Below are 16893 nucleotides of genomic sequence, written 5' to 3'. Positions count from 1 at the left end.
GGAGGCAACGACATGCTCCCCAATTGGGTCTACGAGAAATGCCCGGGCATCTCTACCGCGCACCGCGAGGCGGCGATCGCGCGGCAGGCGCAACTGACCAAGCCGGCCGGTGCACTCGGCCGGCTCGAGCAGGTCGCAATCGACCTTGCGGGCTTGCAGGAGACGGATCAGCCGCGCGCCGCGCGCGCGCCAATCATCGTCTTTGCTGGCGATCACGGCATCGTCGCCCAGGGCGTCTCCGCCTATCCGCAGGAAGTCACGATCGCGATGATGTCGAACTTCGCCGCTGGCGGTGCGGCGATCTCGGTGCTGGCGCGTGAACTGGGCTCAAGTCTTGAGGTCGTGGACGCGGGCACGCTGGCGCCATCGCCAGTGCCGGGCATCATCACCGACAAGCCGCGCTGTGGCACCCGCGACTTCAGTGCGGAAGCTGCGATCGAGCCAGTGGAGCTGGTCTTTGCGTTCGAATGCGGGCAGCGCGCGGTGGTGCGCGCGGCGGAAGGACAACCCGACCTTCTGCTCCTCGGCGAAATGGGCATTGGCAACACCACGGCTTCGGCAGCGATCGCGGCGAGCCTGCTTGGCGTGGGTGCCGATGAAATCGCAGGCAGCGGCACCGGCGTTGATGCCGCGGGCCGGGCTCGCAAGGCGCGCGTAATCGACACTGCACTTGCGCGGCATGGCTTGACGAAGGCAGGTGCATCTGCGGAGGAGGTCCTCCGTACGGTCGGCGGCCTCGAAATCGCGGCGATCTGCGGCGCGATCATCGCGGCAGCGCAGCGGCGTATTCCGATCTTGATCGACGGATTCATCGTGTCGGTTGCCGCGCTGGCAGCCGCGCGCCTCAATCCGTCATGCCAGCCGTTCCTGCTGCCGTCGCACCAGTCGGCGGAGCAGGGGCATCGCCTGGTACTTCGTGCGCTCAACGTTCAGCCGCTGGTCAGCCTCGATCTCCGGCTCGGCGAGGGATCGGGCGCGGCGATCGCACTGCCGCTGGTGCGGCTCGCCTGCGCCCTGCACAATGGCATGGCGACGTTCGCGCAGGCCAACGTTCCGGATCGTCCTGCATAGGGCATGATCCGGAAAAGTGCGTAGCGGTTTTCCCTCGCGACAAACGCGGAACGCGTTTGCGCGGAGATCATGCTCAAACAACAACCTAAAGCGCGATGACGATTCCTCCCAATCTCATCGCGCTTTACGGCTTCAAGCGATAGTTTGATTGACGGAGACGACTCGCCAGCCGTTCGACAGGCGGTCGATGCGAGTGAGCGAGAGCGGATCGATCCCAAACCGCAGGGATGCCTGCGGTGCGAGATCGAGGGCGATGCACAGCGCAGCGCGGACGGTGCCGGAATGGACGACCAGAATCGCTGATCCTCTTTCGATACGGTGAAGTCCTTCGCGGGTTCTGGCGATCTGGTCTTCGAAGCTTTCACCGCCCGGAGGCCTTGAGCCGGCCGGATCGGCCCAGAATTTTGGATAGGCGTCGCCGCCCGCGGCGGCGAGATCATCATGACGTCGCCCGGTCCATTCGCCAAAATCCTGCTCGCTGAATTCGGACATGAGGATCGGATCGAGCGCGAGGGCGTGCGCCGTGTCGACGGTCCGTCGGGCCGGGCTCGCGTAGCTCGCGGCCCCCTGCGGCAGACACCGTCGTAGCGCGTCGAGGCGGCCCGGGTCGCTGAGATCGGCCGGCGCATCCATGGCGTGGATCGTCCCCGCGACGCCGTCGACGACCGCATGCCGGACCAACCAGAGGAAGGTGTCCCCTTCCATTCAGCATCTCCAAAGACGTTTGCACCGTTACGGCGAGAACGCCGCAGCCTGCACATTGACTCTCTCTCGCTCTTAATCATAGATGCGCGCGACGGTTTCCCCATCCGGGGATGAAAAGGGAATGCGGTGCGGGGATTTCCCCAAAGCCGCAGCTGCCCCCGCAACTGTAAGCGGAGAATCCTTCGTCACAAGCCACTGGGCTCTCGGTCCCGGGAAGGCGGCGAAGAGGTCACGACCCGCGAGCCAGGAGACCTGCCGTCAGCCGTGGTCACACGCGAAGATGTCGGTCGGGGAGTACAGACATTTGGCTTAGCCGGGGGCGAGAAACGCCCTGAAGGTTGAGACTTGGTTCGCTGTGACGTGCCACTGACGTCATACCGAGGTTTCTCGAACTGTGTCTCCTACCCGTATTGTACGACCGCGCGCCTTCCTGCTCGCCTCCGCCGCCCTCACATCGTTTGCTGCCGTCGATATGCCTGCTGCGCTGGCGCAGCAGGCCCGCGAACCCCTGCCGCCGGTCGAGGTGTCGCCCGCACAATCCCGCAAGCAGGTCAAGCCGGCCGGCCGGGAGGCGCAGAGCGCACGGCGCGCGGCCGCGCGCAGGTCGGCGACCGCATCGACAGCTCCCAAGCCCGTCGTGCCGGCTGCAGCCGCGCAGACACCGCTCAACACCAATGCCGTGGCCGAAAGCGCCTCGCGCCTCGGCCTGACCGTACGCGAGACGCCCGCGACCGTCGAGGTGATCTCGGCCGAGACCATGCGGGAGCAGGGCTATCGCACCGTGTCCGAGGTCGCGCAGGGCGCCGTCGGCGTCACCTCAGGCGACAATCCGGCAGAGCCCTCGGCCTTCTCGATGCGCGGCTTCACCAACAGCCAGATCAATATCCTCTACAACGGCATCAAGATCGGCCCGCAGAACATGACCTCGCGGATCGCGGACACTGCCAATCTCGAAGCCGTGGAATTTCTGAAGGGGCCGGCCTCGCTGATGTCGGGCGAGGGCGCCAGCGGCGGCGCGATCAATTTCGTGACCAAGCAGCCGCACACCGGACCGGTCCAGAATGAGGCGGACTTTTCATATGACTCGCTGAACTCGTTCCGCACGCATTATGGCTCGGGCGGTAGCACCAATGTCCAGGGATTGGACTACCGCTTCGACATCAGCCGTTCCTCGCTCAACGGCTTTGCCGACGACACCAATACCAAGACGCTCGACGTCTCCGGCCAGCTCAACTATCGCATCTCGGACAGTCTCAAAGTCTGGGGCGCAATCGAGTACCGGGAAGATCGCGGCAAGGCCTATTGGGGTGCGCCGCTGGTGCCGGTGGCCTATAGCGGCTCGCATGCGACGTCGGGTATCGTCTCCGGCAATTATGTCTCCAACTTCAACGGCACGAATCTCGGTGCGGTCACGATCGATGATCGCACCTTCAACACCAACTATAACGTTCTCGATAATCGCAACGTCGCGCAGGAGGTGTGGCTGCGTGGCGGTTTCGAGCTGAAGCTGGCGCCCGACCTGACCTTGAAGAGTCAGGCCTATGCCTATGGCGCCGAGCGCAGCTGGTTCAACAATGAAGTCGAGGCGTTCAATTCCACGACGAATTTGGTGGACCGGGAGCGCTTCTATGTCGCACACAGCCAGCGCCTCGTCGGCAACATCACCGACCTGACCTGGGATGCGAATATCGCAGGCTTTGACAACCGCCTCGTCACGACTCTGTCGTCAAGCTATCTCGATTTTGTCAGGCCGGGTGCAGCCAACTTCCCCGATGATACCGTCACGCTGGTGGATCCCGCGCGTGGTTATTATGGCCTGCTCACGACGCAGCAACAGACGGCGCGGATCGACAACGAGGCGCTGTCGTTCGAGGACCGGCTGAAGATCACCCGAAGCTTCGCGCTGATCGGCGGCCTGCGCGTAGAGCATATCGGGCTCGATCGCAATTCGACCAACGTCAGCGGTCTTGAGAAGGCGGGCTTCCCGTTCTCGAAAGACTGGGCGCCGGTGACCGGTCGCATCGGCTACACCTGGGAAGCCGTGCCCGGCCTGACCTTCTTCAGCCAGTACGCGACCGGCGCCGATGTCTCGGCCAACAACATCTTCCTGCTCGCGCCTACCCAGCCGCTCGACCTGACGACGTCGCGCACCTACGAGACCGGCGTCAAGCATCTGTTCTGGGACAACAGGGCGGAGTGGTCGTTCTCGGCCTACGACATCCTGCGCAAGAACGTCTACGCAGCCGCTGGCGGCATGCAGCTCAATATCGCCGGACAGCAGGAGTCAAAGGGTGTGGAGCTCGCCGGTGCCGTGCGCGTGACGGACGCCGTGCGGCTGTGGGGCAATATCGCCTATGTCGATGCGCGCTATGCCGACTACAATTTCGCCGGTGGCTCTTTCTCCGGCAATACGCCGCCCAACGTGCCGCGCATCGTCGCCAATGCCGGCGCATCCTATCGCTTCTTCACGCCATGGCCGGTGGAGCTCGGCGTGGTCGGACGTCACGTCGGCGATCGCTACAACACGGATGCGAACACCGTGACGCTGAACGCCTACACGGTCGCGGACGTCTACGCTTTCGTAGACATCCCGAAATCGGTATTCTCCGCCGTCGAGCAGACGCGCCTGACGTTCCGCGTGCGCAACATCACCGACAAACGCTATGCGATCTGGGGCGATCCGTTCTACCCCGATCAGGTCCTGCTGGGAGCGCCGCGCACCTATGAGATCTCCGCTGCGTTCAAGTGGTAAGGTGATGATCGCATGATGGGCGCGACGATCCTGCTGCACCGCTGGCTCGGCATTGCGTTCTGCCTGCTGTTTGCGATGTGGTTCGCAAGCGGAATCGTGATGCACTTCGTTCCGTTTCCCTCGCTCGGCGAAGCGGAACGTTTCGAAGGTCTCGCGCCACTGGCACAAGCAGGCGAGGTGATTGGTCCGTCAGACGCCGTGAGGGCGAGCGGGCTGTCCGACGCCGCGCATGTCCGGCTGATCCGGCGGAGCGACGGTCCCGTCTATGTTATCGCGACTCCGTCGCTGTCGCGGGCGATCCGCGCAACAGCTGGCACCGACGCAGCTGTGACATCACCGGACGTTGCACTTGCCATCGCGACCGGTCATGCGCGACGGCGCGGGCTCGATGTTGCCCGCGCGTCGGTCGTCGCGCTTGCCGACCATGATCAATGGAGCGTGCCGAACGGCTTCGATCGGCATCGGCCGCTGTTCCGCGTGGCACTCGACGACGCTGATGGGACGGAGCTTTACGTGTCGTCGGTCACGGGCGAGATCGTCCTGGATACGACGCGGCGCGAGCGCGGGTGGAATCTCGTCGGCAGCGTCGTGCACTGGATCTATCCGACTGTGCTGAGGCGCAACTGGTCGCTGTGGGACGGGGTGGTCTGGAGCCTCTCGCTGCTCGCATTGATCGCAGCCGTGCTTGGCGCTGCGCTCGGGATTGCACGGGTTAGGCTTCGCGAAGGCCGAAAGTTGTCACCCTATCGTGGCTGGCATGCTCTGCATCACGTCATTGGATTGCTGGCGACGACCTTCCTTCTGACCTGGATCTTCAGCGGCTGGCTGTCCATGGACCACGGGCGCTTGTTCTCGCGCGGGCAGCTGACGCAGTCCGAGGCGGACGCCGCCGCTGCCGCGCCTGACTGGCGCGCATCGGCAGGGGTGAGCTGGCCGCCGATCTCACCATCGGCCCGCGAGCTCGAGTGGTTCGCCTTCAACGGCAGCTTCTATCGCCGCGATCGCGTCGGTCTCGACAGGCAGATCCTGGTCCGGGCAGGGGATTCGACACCGGACCGGCAACAGCCATTCTTGAGTGCTCGCGATATCTCAGGATTGACCGAGCGTCTTGCGGCTGGATGTGGCGTTCCAACGCCGCTCAGTGCGAATGATGATTATCCGGCATCGTCCGCGCTGCCGGGCGCACCCGTTTATCGCGCGAAATGCGGTGAGATCTGGTTCGACATCGATGGCGCGAACGGTGCCGTGCTGCAAAGGCTGGACCCGTCGCGACGGGCCTATCGTTGGTTCTACAGCGCGCTGCACACGCTCGATTTTCCCATCCTGCTGGCGCATCCGCACCTGCGCAGCGTTCTGATCGTCGGCTTGTGTGTCCTCGGCTTCCTGTTCTCGCTGACCGGCATTGTCATCGGCTGGCGCCGATTGCGTTACACAATCGGCGCCGGAGTGTTGCGGCCGTGATGGACCTCATGCGTTCGCGGCTTCGTTGCGGCGTGAGCCGTCGGACAATCCTTTCTCGGCCAGCCACTCGCGCGCCAGATTGACGTCGAGCTGCGAGAGTTGGTGGCCGACCGGCAACACGCGGCCCTCGACGCGCGCGCCCGATGCGACCAGCGTCTTGGCAAGGCCTTCGATGTTGTCGGGCGGAACGATCGGATCGTGCTGGCCGGAGAGCAGCAGCACCGACTTGCCGGCGAGATCGGCTTGCGGAGGCTTTGCCAGCGGCGCCATCGCGCGCAGCAGCACGGCACCGCGCAGGGTTTGCGGTCGAAGCAGCAGGATGGCTGCGGCGATGTTGGCGCCATTGGAATAGCCGAGCGCCACAGGCGCCGCGATGCCGTACTCGTTGCGTGCGGCATCGACGAAGTCAGCGAGCTCGTGCGCGCGGCGCACGACGTCCGCCTCGTCGAACACGCCTTCGGCAAGACGCCGGAAGAAGCGTGGCGCGCCGCCTTCCAGCACTTGCCCGCGCACCGACAACAATGCGCGGTCAGGAGCGACCATGCGGCCGAGCGGGATCAGGTCGTTCTCGTCGCCACCTGTGCCGTGCAGGAGCAGCAGCGGCGCGAGATCGCGCCGCGTGCCCTTCTCGAAGCGGTGGATGAAAGAGAGCTTGCTCATCACGCCGCCTTTTCATCGTTCAGCGGGGCCAGCACGCCTTCGATGTCCTTGCGATGCGCCTCCAGGAAGGGCGGCAGCTTCAAGGCCTCGCCGAGCGTTGCGAGCGGCTCGTCAACTGCGAAGCCCGGAATGTCGGTCGCGATCTCGAACAGGATGCCGCCGGGCTCGCGGAAATAGATCGAGCGGAAGTAGTTGCGGTCCTTCTGCTCGGTCGGTTGCATGCCGTGCTCGGTCACGAGCTTGCGCGCCATCTCCGCTTCAGTTGCGTCGTCGGCGGCGCGGAAGGCGATATGATGCACGGAGCCGCGACCCATGCGGCCGGGCAGAAAGCCCTTGGCCTCATAGATGTCGACGACGCCACCGACTGCGTTCGGCGAACGATAGCGGCTGATCGAACCTTCGCGGCCGGCGGCCTCGAAGCCGAGCACGTTGCTCAGGATGGCGCCTGTCTTGGCGGCATCATCGAGCAGCAGCGTCACGCCGTGAAAGCCGCGGATCGCGTGCTCGGCCGGAATGTCACTGTTGCTCCAGGCGCGCTCGTTCTCGGCACCGGGAACGCCGACCAGAGCCAGGCTCATGCCGTCGGGGTCGGTGAAGGACAGCACACTCTCGCCAAAGCGCTTCTCCAGGGCCTCGTGCGCGACACCCTTCTCGATGAAGCGATGGGTCCAGTAGCCGATCGAGCGAGCGGGGACGCGGAAGGCGGTCTGCTGGGTCTGGCCGACGCCGCCCCGGCCCGGAGCCGCATGCTCCCATGGGAAGAAGGTAAGGATGGTGCCGGGCGTGCCGCTTTCGTCGCCATAATAAAGATGATAGGTGCCGGGATCGTCGAAATTCACGGTCTTCTTGACCAGCCGCAGGCCCAGGAGCTCTCGGTAGAACTTCAGGTTCCTCAGCGGGTTACCGGAAATCGCGGTGACGTGGTGAAGGCCGGCCATGACTTGTCTCCATTGCGTGTGAGCCCCGCGGGCTCGTCATGACCGAAATATTGTTCTGCTCCATTCCAAAAGACAATCTGGCGTTTCATGGCATCACTGTCTATGAATTGGAAACAATTGGATGGATGCCGGAATGGACAAGCTGGCAAGCCTGCGGGCTTTTGCGAAAGTGGTCGAGCTCGGCAGCTTTTCCGAAGCGGGCCGGGCGCTGCGGTTGTCGCGGTCCGCGGTGAGCAAGTATGTCGGGGAGCTGGAGAACGAACTCGGCGTGCAGCTCTTGAACCGCACCACGCGCCGGGTCAGCCCGACCGAAAACGGCCAAGCCTATTTCGAGCGCGTGCTTGGCATCATCGGCGAGCTAGAGGCCGCGGACCAGACCGTCACCCAATCGCAGGCGACACCGCGCGGATTGCTGCGGGTCAATGCGCCGATGTCGTTCGGCACGCTTCGGCTCGGGCCGGCGATTGCCGAGTTCATGCGGCGCTATCCCGAGCTTCGCATCCAGCTCGTGCTGAGCGACGAGAATGTCGATCCGCTCCAGGACGGTCTCGACGTCACGTTGCGGATTGCCGACCTGGAGTCGTCGAGCCTGATCGCGCGCAAGATCGCGCCGATCGCCCGTGTGATCTGTGCCTCACCGGATTACTTCAGTAGCCACGGCGTGCCGTCGCATCCCAACGATTTGCGCGGTCACAACTGCCTCACTTACGGATTCCTCTCCACTGGCAACCAGTGGAAGCTGTCGGGCAAGGACGGCGATCACTGGATCCAGCCCTCCTGGACGCTATGCGTCAACAATGCCGAAGTGCTGCGCGATGCCGCGGTGGCCGGGCGGGGGATTGCGTTGCTCCCTGTCTTCATCGGCGAGGACGCATTGCAGACGGGGCGCTTGCGGACCTGTCTCGATGACTATCATGCGCCGCCGCTGGCGCTCTACGCACTCTATCCGCCGACACGCCATCTCGCACTCAAGGTGCGTCTGTTCATCGATTTTCTGGTGGAACGGTTCGAACGCTGATACGCCGGACGGGTTTCGGTGCAACGCAGCAGATGATGTCCGATGGCGGAGTGGCGGCCCGCGCTAAGGTTTGCTTAACGAGTGCCGGCGTTGCCTGCGCTTGGCGTCCGCCAGAAGGCGCACCCGTTGAGGCGGGCTACACGCCGGCGAGCAGGACGATCGCGGCGATCAGCATCGTAACGCCGAGCGCCGGGAACACGAGTGATATGGTTTCGCTGCTCATGCTACTAACCTACTGAATTCGTTTCGCTTCGCTAGCTATACGATGGCATAGTCGAGCGTACTGAATGGTTCAGTCTATTTCACCGGAAGGTTGCGGACGGATGGCCACGCGGGCTGATCGGCGGCTTCCCTCGTCTTGGGGGGGCCGCTACACTCCTTGGTCGAAGCACGTGTCAAGGTGCGCTTGTGGCGGAGCCCAAGGACAAGGATCAACCCGCGACAGTGGTCGTGATCGATGACGATCCGAGCATAAGGCAATCGCTTGGGAATCTGCTGCGGTCGGCGGGATTCCGGGTCAGCCTGATGGGTTCGGTCGGCGAGTTTCTGGAGGCGGGGCGTCCGGAAGGACCAACCTGCCTGGTGCTCGATGTGCGTCTGCCGGGACAGAGCGGACTCGAGTTGCAGCGCGAGCTCGGCACCGGCAAGCGGCAGTTGCCGATCATCTTCATCACCGGCCATGCCGATATCCCGATGTCCGTTCAGGCGATGAAGGGCGGCGCGATCGAATTCCTGACAAAGCCATTTCGCGAGCAAGACCTGCTCGACGCGATCCAGCTTGGCCATGCCCGCGACCGGGCCTGGCTCGAACAGGAGAAGATCACCGCTGAGCTGAAGACCCGCTTCGAAACGTTGACGCCGCGGGAGCGCGAAGTCATGGCGCTGGTGGTGAGCGGCCGGCTGAACAAGCAGATCGCGGCGGAGCTTGGCCTCAGCGAGATCACCGTCAAGGTTCATCGCGGCCAGGTGATGCGAAAGATGCATGCGAAGTCGCTGCCCGAGTTGTCGCGCATGGCCGACCGGGTTCTTCTTGCGCTGGGAAAATCGAACGACAGCGGCAAGGTGGCCTGACGGTCACCGGTCTGCTTGCGCCAGGGCGTTACGAATGGCGCTGAGCAGATCGTCCTCGTTGAACGGCTTGGCGAGCAGGCAACGCACGCCATCCTGCTGTGCGCGCGCGCGGACATGGTCGCTCGGGTAGGCGGTTATGACGATCGTGGGGATCGAATTTCCCTGGTCGAGCAGCGTCTGGTGCAGATCAAGTCCGCTCATGTTCGGCATATTGGCGTCGACGACCAAGCAACCAACCTGGTCCATCTTCGCGAAGCGCAAAAACTCCTCCGCAGATGCAAAGACTTCCGCAGAAACACCAATGGAGCGCAACAGCCCGCCAACTGCGGTACGAACCGAGTTGTCGTCGTCTACGATCGCAACGAGTGGTCCTGCATGGGGTACTTGCACGATCCGCAATCCCGAAAACGGGCATCGGCGGGACGACAACGACGATCCCGACCGTTGACGAGAGCTTAGTTCCAACCGTCAATCGCGGCGACTATACAAGTGTATACTAGGTTGCCGCCGGCTTGCCGGCACTTCGCTTGCACAGGAATTGCTAGAGCATGATCCGGAAAAGTGCGAAGCGGCTTTCCGAAAAGATCATGCTCAAACAATAACCTAAGGCGCGATGGTGATTCATCCCATTCTCATCGCGCTTTAAGGCGCCAGTCGGGCCAGCGTGCCGGCTTGAGCTGCGGCGACGGCATCGGCTGCATCCTCGGGAAGGAGGAGGCGGTCGTCGACCATGCGCACGCTTGCAGCCTTGACCGCGGCCACATAAGAATCCGGCGTCGGATAGAGCTCCTCGATCGAGGGACGGGGATCGCCGGCGGCGAGGCGCTCGGCGCGCGTGCCGGCGAAGGCGAGCGTGCCGCCCATCTGGGTGCACAGCGTCTGCGCGCCGTCGGCTCCGGCGATCGCATTCCATCCCGTGTAGGTCGCGCGAGCCGCAGCAAGCAATGGCAGCCGGACGCCGGCCAGCGCGTTGCCATCAGCACCGGCGCGCGGCAGATAGAGCGGATATTCCCCGCGCACCTTCGGCAACGGAGCTGCCTGCTCGATCGCCTCGGCGCGCGCATACTGAGCGCGATAGCTGAGGCCCGGTATCGGCACCGGATAGACGTCGCCGGCTGCTGCAAGCGTATTCTGCGCCAGTGTCGGGTAGCGGCTTGCCGGCGGTGCCACGTCGTCGGTGATCCACGCGCGCAAATCGGAGAGCAGCGCGCGGAAGGCTGGACCGCCATACACGGGATTGAGAGGCAGGGTGCAGGTCGGCCTGTGTGTCACGACGGCAGTCGCGACATTGCCGTGTGGACTGCCCGTGACCATGTAGAGCCGCACCTCGGGTGGCGGTTCCAGATCGCGCCCGCGCGTGTCGGTAACGAGCAAGCTCGCTTCGGACCCCCAGAACTCGAACTCGGAGTCGATTTGCATGATGCGCGGGCATGTGTTGGTCAGACTGCACCGAAGCAACAGCCCGTCGCGCCGGCCAGTGAACGCATCCTCCGTCACGGCATAAGTGAAGGGGAAGCGCAGCACGGGATAGAGCCGATCGAATTCAGGTCCGGGATTGCGGCCTGGCTCGGCAAAACGGTCATTGGTGAAGCTGCGCCGCGCGCCGGGGATGATCGGCATCATCGCCTCGAAAACCAGACGTCCGGCTTCGTCCTCGTTCATGCCAAAATAAAGCACGTCGCGAAGCACGCGACCGGACTGCGAGATGCCAAGTCCGATCGCTCGCGAGATGCCGCTCTGCCCATTGGCCGCGAGCGGATTGGCCGGGCCGCCCTCACGTCTCAGGAAGGCGGCGACGTCGCGGATCGCGGCAAGTCCCATGCCGGTTACCTTCGGGTCGCGCGCCGTGTAGGTCAGCTCGTACAGCGCATCCGCGATCAAGCCGGGCGGGCGCGTGATCTCGATCGTCGTGTCGTCAACGAAGGTCAACTTGAGCTCCGGTGGAGTTTGCCGCGGGTCATCGGCGCGAGCGTGCACCGACAATTGCGCGCTACCCCGGTCCGAGACGGGATAGCTCAGTGTCGCCCGGTGCGGATTGGTCGTGTCGCCAAAGCTCCACTCCTCGCGGACCGGCCCGGTGATTCCGGCGACGACCGGCACCTGGATCCCCAGCAAGCCAGCGCCCGTGGGCGCATCCGCCTGCCAGCCCGCCCAGACCAGCGTGTAGCCCTGCGACAGCAGGAAGCCGCGGCCCATGTCATCCGCCTGGTCGAGACGAATGCTTCCCTGGATCGAGCTATTGTCGAACCACGCCGATATCAGCCTGCGTCCACGGTTTGGTATTTCGAACAGCAGGATGCCGTTCGGATGCGCAGGGCGGAGGACGACCACGTCGCTGGTTGCCTCGACCTTGCCGTCAGCATTACGCGGCGCTCGGTCGAGATCGGTGATGACTGCGTTGCGGGGATTGGCCGGATCGAGCGCGATGGTGGCGCTCGCCGTGATCCTCTCGACCTGACCGGCGGCGCCGAAGCTGCGACCTTGCAGGGCGGAGGTGGTGCGATCGAGGACGTTGAACCGTGCGACCTCTGCACTGGCGGGCGCAGAACAGGCGAGCGCGATCAGCCCGTTCAAGAGAGCGGCGTGGCGTACCATGTCGTGTCTCCTCCCAGAGTCAGGACATGATGAGTAGAGCGTGGCCGGATCGATCTGGCAAGCCGCAGGCGAGCGTCGCGTTCAGAGCGAGCTGCCACCGCAGATGACGAGTTGCTGCCCGGTGATTGCGCCTGCTTCCGCCGAGAGCAGGAACGCCACGCTGGCCGCCACTTCCTCGGGGCGAATGAAGCGGCCGATCGGCGGCAGTTTGGGTGCCACATTGGCGCGCGTCGGGTCGTTCAGCATCGGCGTCTCGGTTGCTGCGGGCGCAACGACGTTGACCGTGATGCCGCGTGGGGCGAGCTCGGCCGCCCATGAACGCGCGAGCGCAACCAGCGCCGCTTTCGTCGCAGCATATTGTCCACGGCCGGACGCGCCCGATGCGGTCCGGCTGCCGATGAAGACGATACGCCCGCCCTCGGGCAGGCGCGGAGCGAGCGCGTTGGCGAGACGCTCGGTAACCTCGACATGCAGTCGCCACATCGCGGCACCGTCGTCATGGTTGAGCGCGCCGAGCAGGCCGACCTTGAGAACGCCTGCGGCGTGGACGAGAGCCGTCGGTGCGATGCCTGCGACAGCAGGCGCTATGGCGTCGATGTTGCCCAGATCAAGCGACAAGTGATCAAACGACGGATGGTCGAAAGGTGCGGGACGGCGACTGATTCCGGTGACGCGCCAGCTGTCGCGCAGCAGGCGTTCGACGATCGCGGCGCCGATGCCGGAACTTGCGCCTGTCACAAGCGCATGGGGCCGCCCGCCATCCATCATCCTAGTCCCTGGCAATGTGCGTGGCCCATGGCTCGGTCACGCGAACGTGCTTGATCGCCCGGCGATGGTAGGTGAAGGCCATGTGAAGCGCGCCGTCGGCGCTCTGCTTGACCGAGGGATATGACAGCTCGCGGTTGGTCTGGTCGCGCGAATTGTTCGTCATGCAATAGCCGTCGCCGGTCTCGACGTTGCGCTTGGTCCAGCTCCGTCCGCCGTCGCTCGAGATGGCGAGCGTCATCGGCGCTCTCGGCGCACCCCAGAACGCGCTGCGTCCGTCCGTTTTGCCGTCGCCAGCGATGACGGGTGGCAGCTCGTCCTCGATCTCGTCGTAGAGCGACAGGCGGCGCTCGGTCGTGGCATTGGCGCTGCTGTCATTGAAGACGAGTGCGAGATGTCCGTCGGCAAGCCGCGTGAACTGGATCGACGAGTTGTTGTTCGGAAGGATGGTCGCGACCGGCGTCGTCCAGGTGCGGCCGTGATCGGTGGATCGGCTCTGATAGATGTTGTCCGCCCAGCGGCTGCGAAACAGTGCGAGCAGCGAACCGTCGTCAAGACGCTCGATGCACATATGCACGCAGCCGCGGCTTCCCGGGACGTCCACGTCGCGCCAGGTCGCGCCTGCATCGGAGGAGATCTTCACGGCGCTGGTGTCCTCGTCGCCGTTCCATTTCCGTCCCGGCGTGCTGTGACAATAGAAGACGGGCAGGAGCCAGTCGCCGTTGTCGAGCACCACGATCGGCTGCCGGATGAAGGTGCCGCGGCCGCGCTGCTCCGGAAACAGCGTTTCGATCGGGCCCCAGGTCCGGCCATGGTCGCGCGACAGGCGCCTGCGGACGAAGGCTGTGTCCTGGTTACCTGCAAGCTGCGCCGTCCACATCAGCCACAGCGTGCCATCCGGGGCAGGGAACAACACCGGGTTCTGCTCGGAACGCCTGGAGTCATCGGACAATTTCTCGGCCGGCGACCATTGCGTCGTGCCGCGGGCAAGGCGGGAGAAATAGACTGATATGTCCGACATGCCTTCCTGCGTGCCGCCGAACCAGACGCAGCCGAGGTCGCCGCTCGCAAGCGTCATCAGATTGGCCGCGTGGTTCTGCACGCAGGGCGAGGGAATGAAGGCGTCGAACCGGTCGGGATCGCCGGCCACTTGGCGGACGACACCGTCGGCCGCGATCTCGGTATCTGCGATCATGCTGAAGTCCTTTCTGCGAGAGCATTGCCTTGCGCGGCCGTCGGGGCGGCGCGCTCGGTGGGCGCGCGGCCGAGCACGAGGCGCTCGATCGCCATCACGATCAGGGGCGTCGCTGCTGCGATGTACATGTTGTCGATGCCGAAGGGATTTCCGAGCAGATACCAGACCGTCGTCGAGATTGCTGCGCCGATCAGGCCGGCGGTCGCGCCGCGGTTGCTGGCAAACAGCGGCAGATAGAAGCCCATCATCGCGACGATGGTGATCGACAGCCGAAGCGCGCGCGTGAAGAACGACAGCTTGAGGATCTCGGGGATGAAGAACACGAAGACCAGCGGCAAGATGCCGATCACGATCGAGAATACGCGAGTCATCTTCAGCTCGCGCTCCGGCGTCGGTTTCCAGTAGGGGACATAGAAGTCACGCACCACGAGCGAGGCGATGGCGAGTGCGACCGTGCAGACGCTGACGAAGATCGAGGCGACCAGCGACGTCGTGACGAAAGCGGAGGCCAGCGGCGGCATCTTCTCCAGGAATACCGGCAGCGCGTAGAGGCTGTTCATGTCGGGGTAGAGGAACTTCGCCGCAACGCCGATCAGGGCGAGCAGGAAGCCGAGCGGGAGGCAGAACGCCGCCGCGTAGAGGGTCGCTTTGCGGGCGTCGTCGGCGCTGGGTGTCGAGGCGATCGCCTGCACGATGAACTGCGTCGAGAAGATCGCGCCGACCGTGCCGAAGGTCCAGGCGAAGATGGTCGTGAAGCCGATCTTGCCGTCCCAGCTGAAGTAATAGGCCGGCAGTTTCGCCTGGATCGGCGCGATTCCGCCGGTCAACGACATTGCGACCGCGAAGATGATGAGGATGCCGACGACCTTGATGGCGCTGTGCAGGATCGTGACCCAGGCCACGCCCTTCAGGCCGCCGAACACGTAGTAGAACGTAGAGACCACGGCGATGATGCACATCGCGACGGGCAGGCTGATATGCAGCGAGGTGGCGATGGCGGCTGCGCCGCTGACATAGTTGCCGACGTTCACGAGCAGCAGCGCGTAGATCATGATCACCGACACCGTGAGCATGGTCGACTTGCCGTATTTCTGCGCGATCGCGGCCGAGATCGTGTATTCGCCGGAATTGTAGAGCTTCTTGACCATCAAGAACCCGAACAGGAGGAAGCCGATCGAAGCCCCGAGCACGGCCCATCCAGCGGCCATGCCGGACTGAAACGCTTCCTGTGCCGTGCCGACGGTCGACTTGGCGCCGACGAATTCGGACATCATGAGCACGCCGACGACGACGGCCGGCATGGCGCGTGCGCCGGTCATGAACTGATCGCTCGTCCTGCTGCGCAGCTTGATCGTGAGCCACGACGTGAAGGCGATGTAGGCAGCGATCATCGCGACGATGAGCGTGCTCTCTCCATTGAGGATGGCTTGCATCAGTGGTGTTTCCTCTGGTGACGCGGACGCGGTGTTGTGAAGCCCGCTGTGTCCGGTTTCGTCCGATTGTTGTTTGATCGGAATACGAACAAATGTTGTTAGTGGCTATTAGACCTCCCCGGGCGCCCTCCGTCAAGCGTACGCGTTGACGCGGCGGCGGGTCGCACCCGCCGCGCGTTCATTGCCGCAGCGGGTTCAATGGGTTCCCGGTTGGAGGAAGGATCAGCCGCTCATCTGGACCGCGTTGGTCAAGAGCTTGGCGACCCGCAGCACCTCCGGCAGCGCCGACTTTTCGAACGTCTTGATATCGATGCGGTTGGCATCGACGGTGAGGCTGATACCTGCCACGATGGATTTGTCGGGGCCGAACACGGGTGCTGCGAGGGTGCGCAGGCCATAAGCGTTTTCGCCGTCCGAGACGGCATAACCCTGCTTGCGCACCTGATCGAGCCGCGTGAGCAACAGCTTCAGATCCGTCAGCGTGCGCTCCGACAATTTGATCCGCTCGGTGGCGTCGAGCCGCGCGACCTGCTCGTTTTTCGGCAGGCCCGCAAGCATGACGTGGCCGAGCGCTGCGGCGTAGGCCTTGATCCGGCTGCCGGGCCTGCGGTCGATCTTGTGGCGGTCGAGGCCGGCGCTGACGCGCGCGAGATAGACGACGTCGCTACCGTCGAGAACGCCGAGCGATGCGGCGTCACCGAGCGCCGGGACCAGCTCGCGCAGCAGCGGTTCGGCCTGGCCGCGCAGATTGCCGGCGGAGAGCGCGGTGTATCCGAGATCGAGGCATTTCAGGCTGAGGCGATAATGGCGCGTCGCCTCGTTGGCGTGGAGGTAGCCGAGCTTGACCAGCGTCTGCACCAGGCGGAACGCCGTGCCGCGGTCCATCTCGGCGCGCTCGGCGATCTCCGTGATCGTCAATTCGAACTCTTCGGCCGAAAAGCTCTTCAGCACGGCGAAGGCCTTGGCCACCGAGTTCACGAAGTTCTTGGGATTGTCGGCTGGCGATGCAGTCTTGGCCAATGTTCGTTTCCTCATCTGGCGGCGCCTCGTCCACGAGGGAAACAGTTGGAACTCCTCGCGAATCCGCGCTCTATTTCGGCCGGCCCGGCGAGCAGGCAAGCCGTCCCGGATGGAAAGGCATGAGCTGCTCGCTTGACGGCCGCGACTGCGAAGTCTAATCCTCTCCCCAAGGTTTGACAACAATTGTTCGGATTCCGATCATTCGATCG

Annotated in this window: 14 protein-coding genes and 1 riboswitch; of the genes, 5 read left to right on the top strand and 9 right to left on the bottom strand. The window is 64.2% G+C overall.

All coding sequences use genetic code 11. The features are described 5' to 3' along the window. Positions 1 to 12 precede the first annotated feature (12 nt). Positions 13 to 1071 (top strand): nicotinate-nucleotide--dimethylbenzimidazole phosphoribosyltransferase, encoded by a 1059-nt coding sequence (gene cobT / locus SO156_RS16530; protein ID WP_498535528.1) that lies wholly within the window; start codon positions 13 to 15, stop codon positions 1069 to 1071. 132 nt (positions 1072 to 1203) lie between these two features. On the opposite strand, the gene SO156_RS16525 is transcribed toward cobT, so the two are convergent. Beyond that, positions 1204 to 1776: a histidine phosphatase family protein gene (locus SO156_RS16525; RefSeq protein ID WP_458150958.1), complete on the bottom strand. Its 573-nt coding sequence runs from the start codon at positions 1774 to 1776 to the stop codon at positions 1204 to 1206. A gap of 75 nt (positions 1777 to 1851) precedes the next feature. Then, positions 1852 to 2050, top strand: a riboswitch (cobalamin riboswitch). A 120-nt stretch (positions 2051 to 2170) separates the two neighbouring features. Here SO156_RS16525 and SO156_RS16520 point away from each other — a divergent pair. Beyond that, positions 2171 to 4528 (top strand): TonB-dependent receptor, encoded by a 2358-nt coding sequence (locus SO156_RS16520; protein ID WP_498535527.1) that lies wholly within the window; start codon positions 2171 to 2173, stop codon positions 4526 to 4528. Between the two features lie 12 nt (positions 4529 to 4540). Continuing rightward, positions 4541 to 5989, top strand: coding sequence for a PepSY domain-containing protein (locus SO156_RS16515; protein ID WP_498535526.1), 1449 nt, complete (start codon positions 4541 to 4543; stop codon positions 5987 to 5989). Between the two features lie 6 nt (positions 5990 to 5995). Here SO156_RS16515 and SO156_RS16510 read toward each other — a convergent pair whose 3' ends face one another. Both SO156_RS16510 and SO156_RS16505 read right to left on the bottom strand, forming a co-directional pair. Continuing rightward, on the bottom strand, positions 5996 to 6649 hold the full coding sequence (locus SO156_RS16510; protein WP_498535525.1) for an alpha/beta hydrolase: 654 nt from the start codon (positions 6647 to 6649) through the stop codon (positions 5996 to 5998). Continuing rightward, positions 6649 to 7587: a ring-cleaving dioxygenase gene (locus tag SO156_RS16505; protein ID WP_498535524.1), complete on the bottom strand. Its 939-nt coding sequence runs from the start codon at positions 7585 to 7587 to the stop codon at positions 6649 to 6651. The genes SO156_RS16510 and SO156_RS16505 overlap by 1 nt, the downstream gene beginning before the upstream one ends. Before the next feature lie 133 nt (positions 7588 to 7720). Here SO156_RS16505 and SO156_RS16500 point away from each other — a divergent pair, with 133 nt between their 5' ends. Continuing rightward, positions 7721 to 8605 carry a LysR family transcriptional regulator gene (locus SO156_RS16500; RefSeq protein ID WP_498535523.1) on the top strand — a complete coding sequence of 295 codons (885 nt, stop codon included), beginning with the start codon at positions 7721 to 7723 and terminating at the stop codon, positions 8603 to 8605. A gap of 408 nt (positions 8606 to 9013) precedes the next feature. Beyond that, positions 9014 to 9676: a response regulator transcription factor gene (locus SO156_RS16495; protein ID WP_458150952.1), complete on the top strand. Its 663-nt coding sequence runs from the start codon at positions 9014 to 9016 to the stop codon at positions 9674 to 9676. Positions 9677 to 9679: 3 nt separating this feature from the next. Here the strand turns inward: SO156_RS16495 and SO156_RS16490 are convergent, their stop codons facing one another. The 6 genes from SO156_RS16490 to SO156_RS16465 all read right to left on the bottom strand — a co-directional run bounded on the left by SO156_RS16490 (position 9680) and on the right by SO156_RS16465 (position 16684). Further along, on the bottom strand, positions 9680 to 10075 hold the full coding sequence (locus tag SO156_RS16490; protein ID WP_498535522.1) for a response regulator transcription factor: 396 nt from the start codon (positions 10073 to 10075) through the stop codon (positions 9680 to 9682). Between the two features lie 243 nt (positions 10076 to 10318). Next, a complete protein-coding gene (locus SO156_RS16485) occupies positions 10319 to 12271 on the bottom strand; it encodes an alpha/beta hydrolase domain-containing protein (protein WP_498535521.1) in 1953 nt (650 codons plus the stop codon). Positions 12272 to 12352: 81 nt separating this feature from the next. Beyond that, positions 12353 to 13036: an SDR family NAD(P)-dependent oxidoreductase gene (locus SO156_RS16480; protein WP_458150950.1), complete on the bottom strand. Its 684-nt coding sequence runs from the start codon at positions 13034 to 13036 to the stop codon at positions 12353 to 12355. 4 nt (positions 13037 to 13040) lie between these two features. After that, entirely contained in the window at positions 13041 to 14231 is a 1191-nt protein-coding gene (locus SO156_RS16475) for a sialidase family protein (protein WP_498535520.1), read from the bottom strand. After that, on the bottom strand, positions 14228 to 15664 hold the full coding sequence (locus SO156_RS16470; RefSeq protein ID WP_498535519.1) for a sodium:solute symporter family protein: 1437 nt from the start codon (positions 15662 to 15664) through the stop codon (positions 14228 to 14230). The genes SO156_RS16475 and SO156_RS16470 overlap by 4 nt, the downstream gene beginning before the upstream one ends. A gap of 222 nt (positions 15665 to 15886) precedes the next feature. Beyond that, positions 15887 to 16684 (bottom strand): IclR family transcriptional regulator, encoded by a 798-nt coding sequence (locus tag SO156_RS16465; RefSeq protein WP_498535518.1) that lies wholly within the window; start codon positions 16682 to 16684, stop codon positions 15887 to 15889. Positions 16685 to 16893 lie beyond the last annotated feature (209 nt).

Source organism: Bradyrhizobium sp. UFLA05-125 (genome assembly GCF_059803515.1).
This window is presented reverse-complemented; position numbering and strand designations above follow the sequence as displayed.

What these genes read in the sequence shown, in the direction of transcription:
- SO156_RS16505 (WP_498535524.1), bottom strand. Translation starts at nt 7,587, where the DNA reads ATGGCCGGCCTTCACCACGTCACCGCGATTTCCGGTAACCCGCTGAGG.
- SO156_RS16475 (WP_498535520.1), bottom strand. Translation starts at nt 14,231, where the DNA reads ATGATCGCAGATACCGAGATCGCGGCCGACGGTGTCGTCCGCCAAGTG.
- SO156_RS16470 (WP_498535519.1), bottom strand. Translation starts at nt 15,664, where the DNA reads ATGCAAGCCATCCTCAATGGAGAGAGCACGCTCATCGTCGCGATGATC.
- SO156_RS16500 (WP_498535523.1), top strand. Translation starts at nt 7,721, where the DNA reads ATGGACAAGCTGGCAAGCCTGCGGGCTTTTGCGAAAGTGGTCGAGCTC.
- SO156_RS16525 (WP_458150958.1), bottom strand. Translation starts at nt 1,776, where the DNA reads ATGGAAGGGGACACCTTCCTCTGGTTGGTCCGGCATGCGGTCGTCGAC.
- SO156_RS16510 (WP_498535525.1), bottom strand. Translation starts at nt 6,649, where the DNA reads ATGAGCAAGCTCTCTTTCATCCACCGCTTCGAGAAGGGCACGCGGCGC.
- SO156_RS16480 (WP_458150950.1), bottom strand. Translation starts at nt 13,036, where the DNA reads ATGGATGGCGGGCGGCCCCATGCGCTTGTGACAGGCGCAAGTTCCGGC.
- SO156_RS16515 (WP_498535526.1), top strand. Translation starts at nt 4,541, where the DNA reads ATGATGGGCGCGACGATCCTGCTGCACCGCTGGCTCGGCATTGCGTTC.
- cobT (WP_498535528.1), top strand. Translation starts at nt 13, where the DNA reads ATGCTCCCCAATTGGGTCTACGAGAAATGCCCGGGCATCTCTACCGCG.
- SO156_RS16485 (WP_498535521.1), bottom strand. Translation starts at nt 12,271, where the DNA reads ATGGTACGCCACGCCGCTCTCTTGAACGGGCTGATCGCGCTCGCCTGT.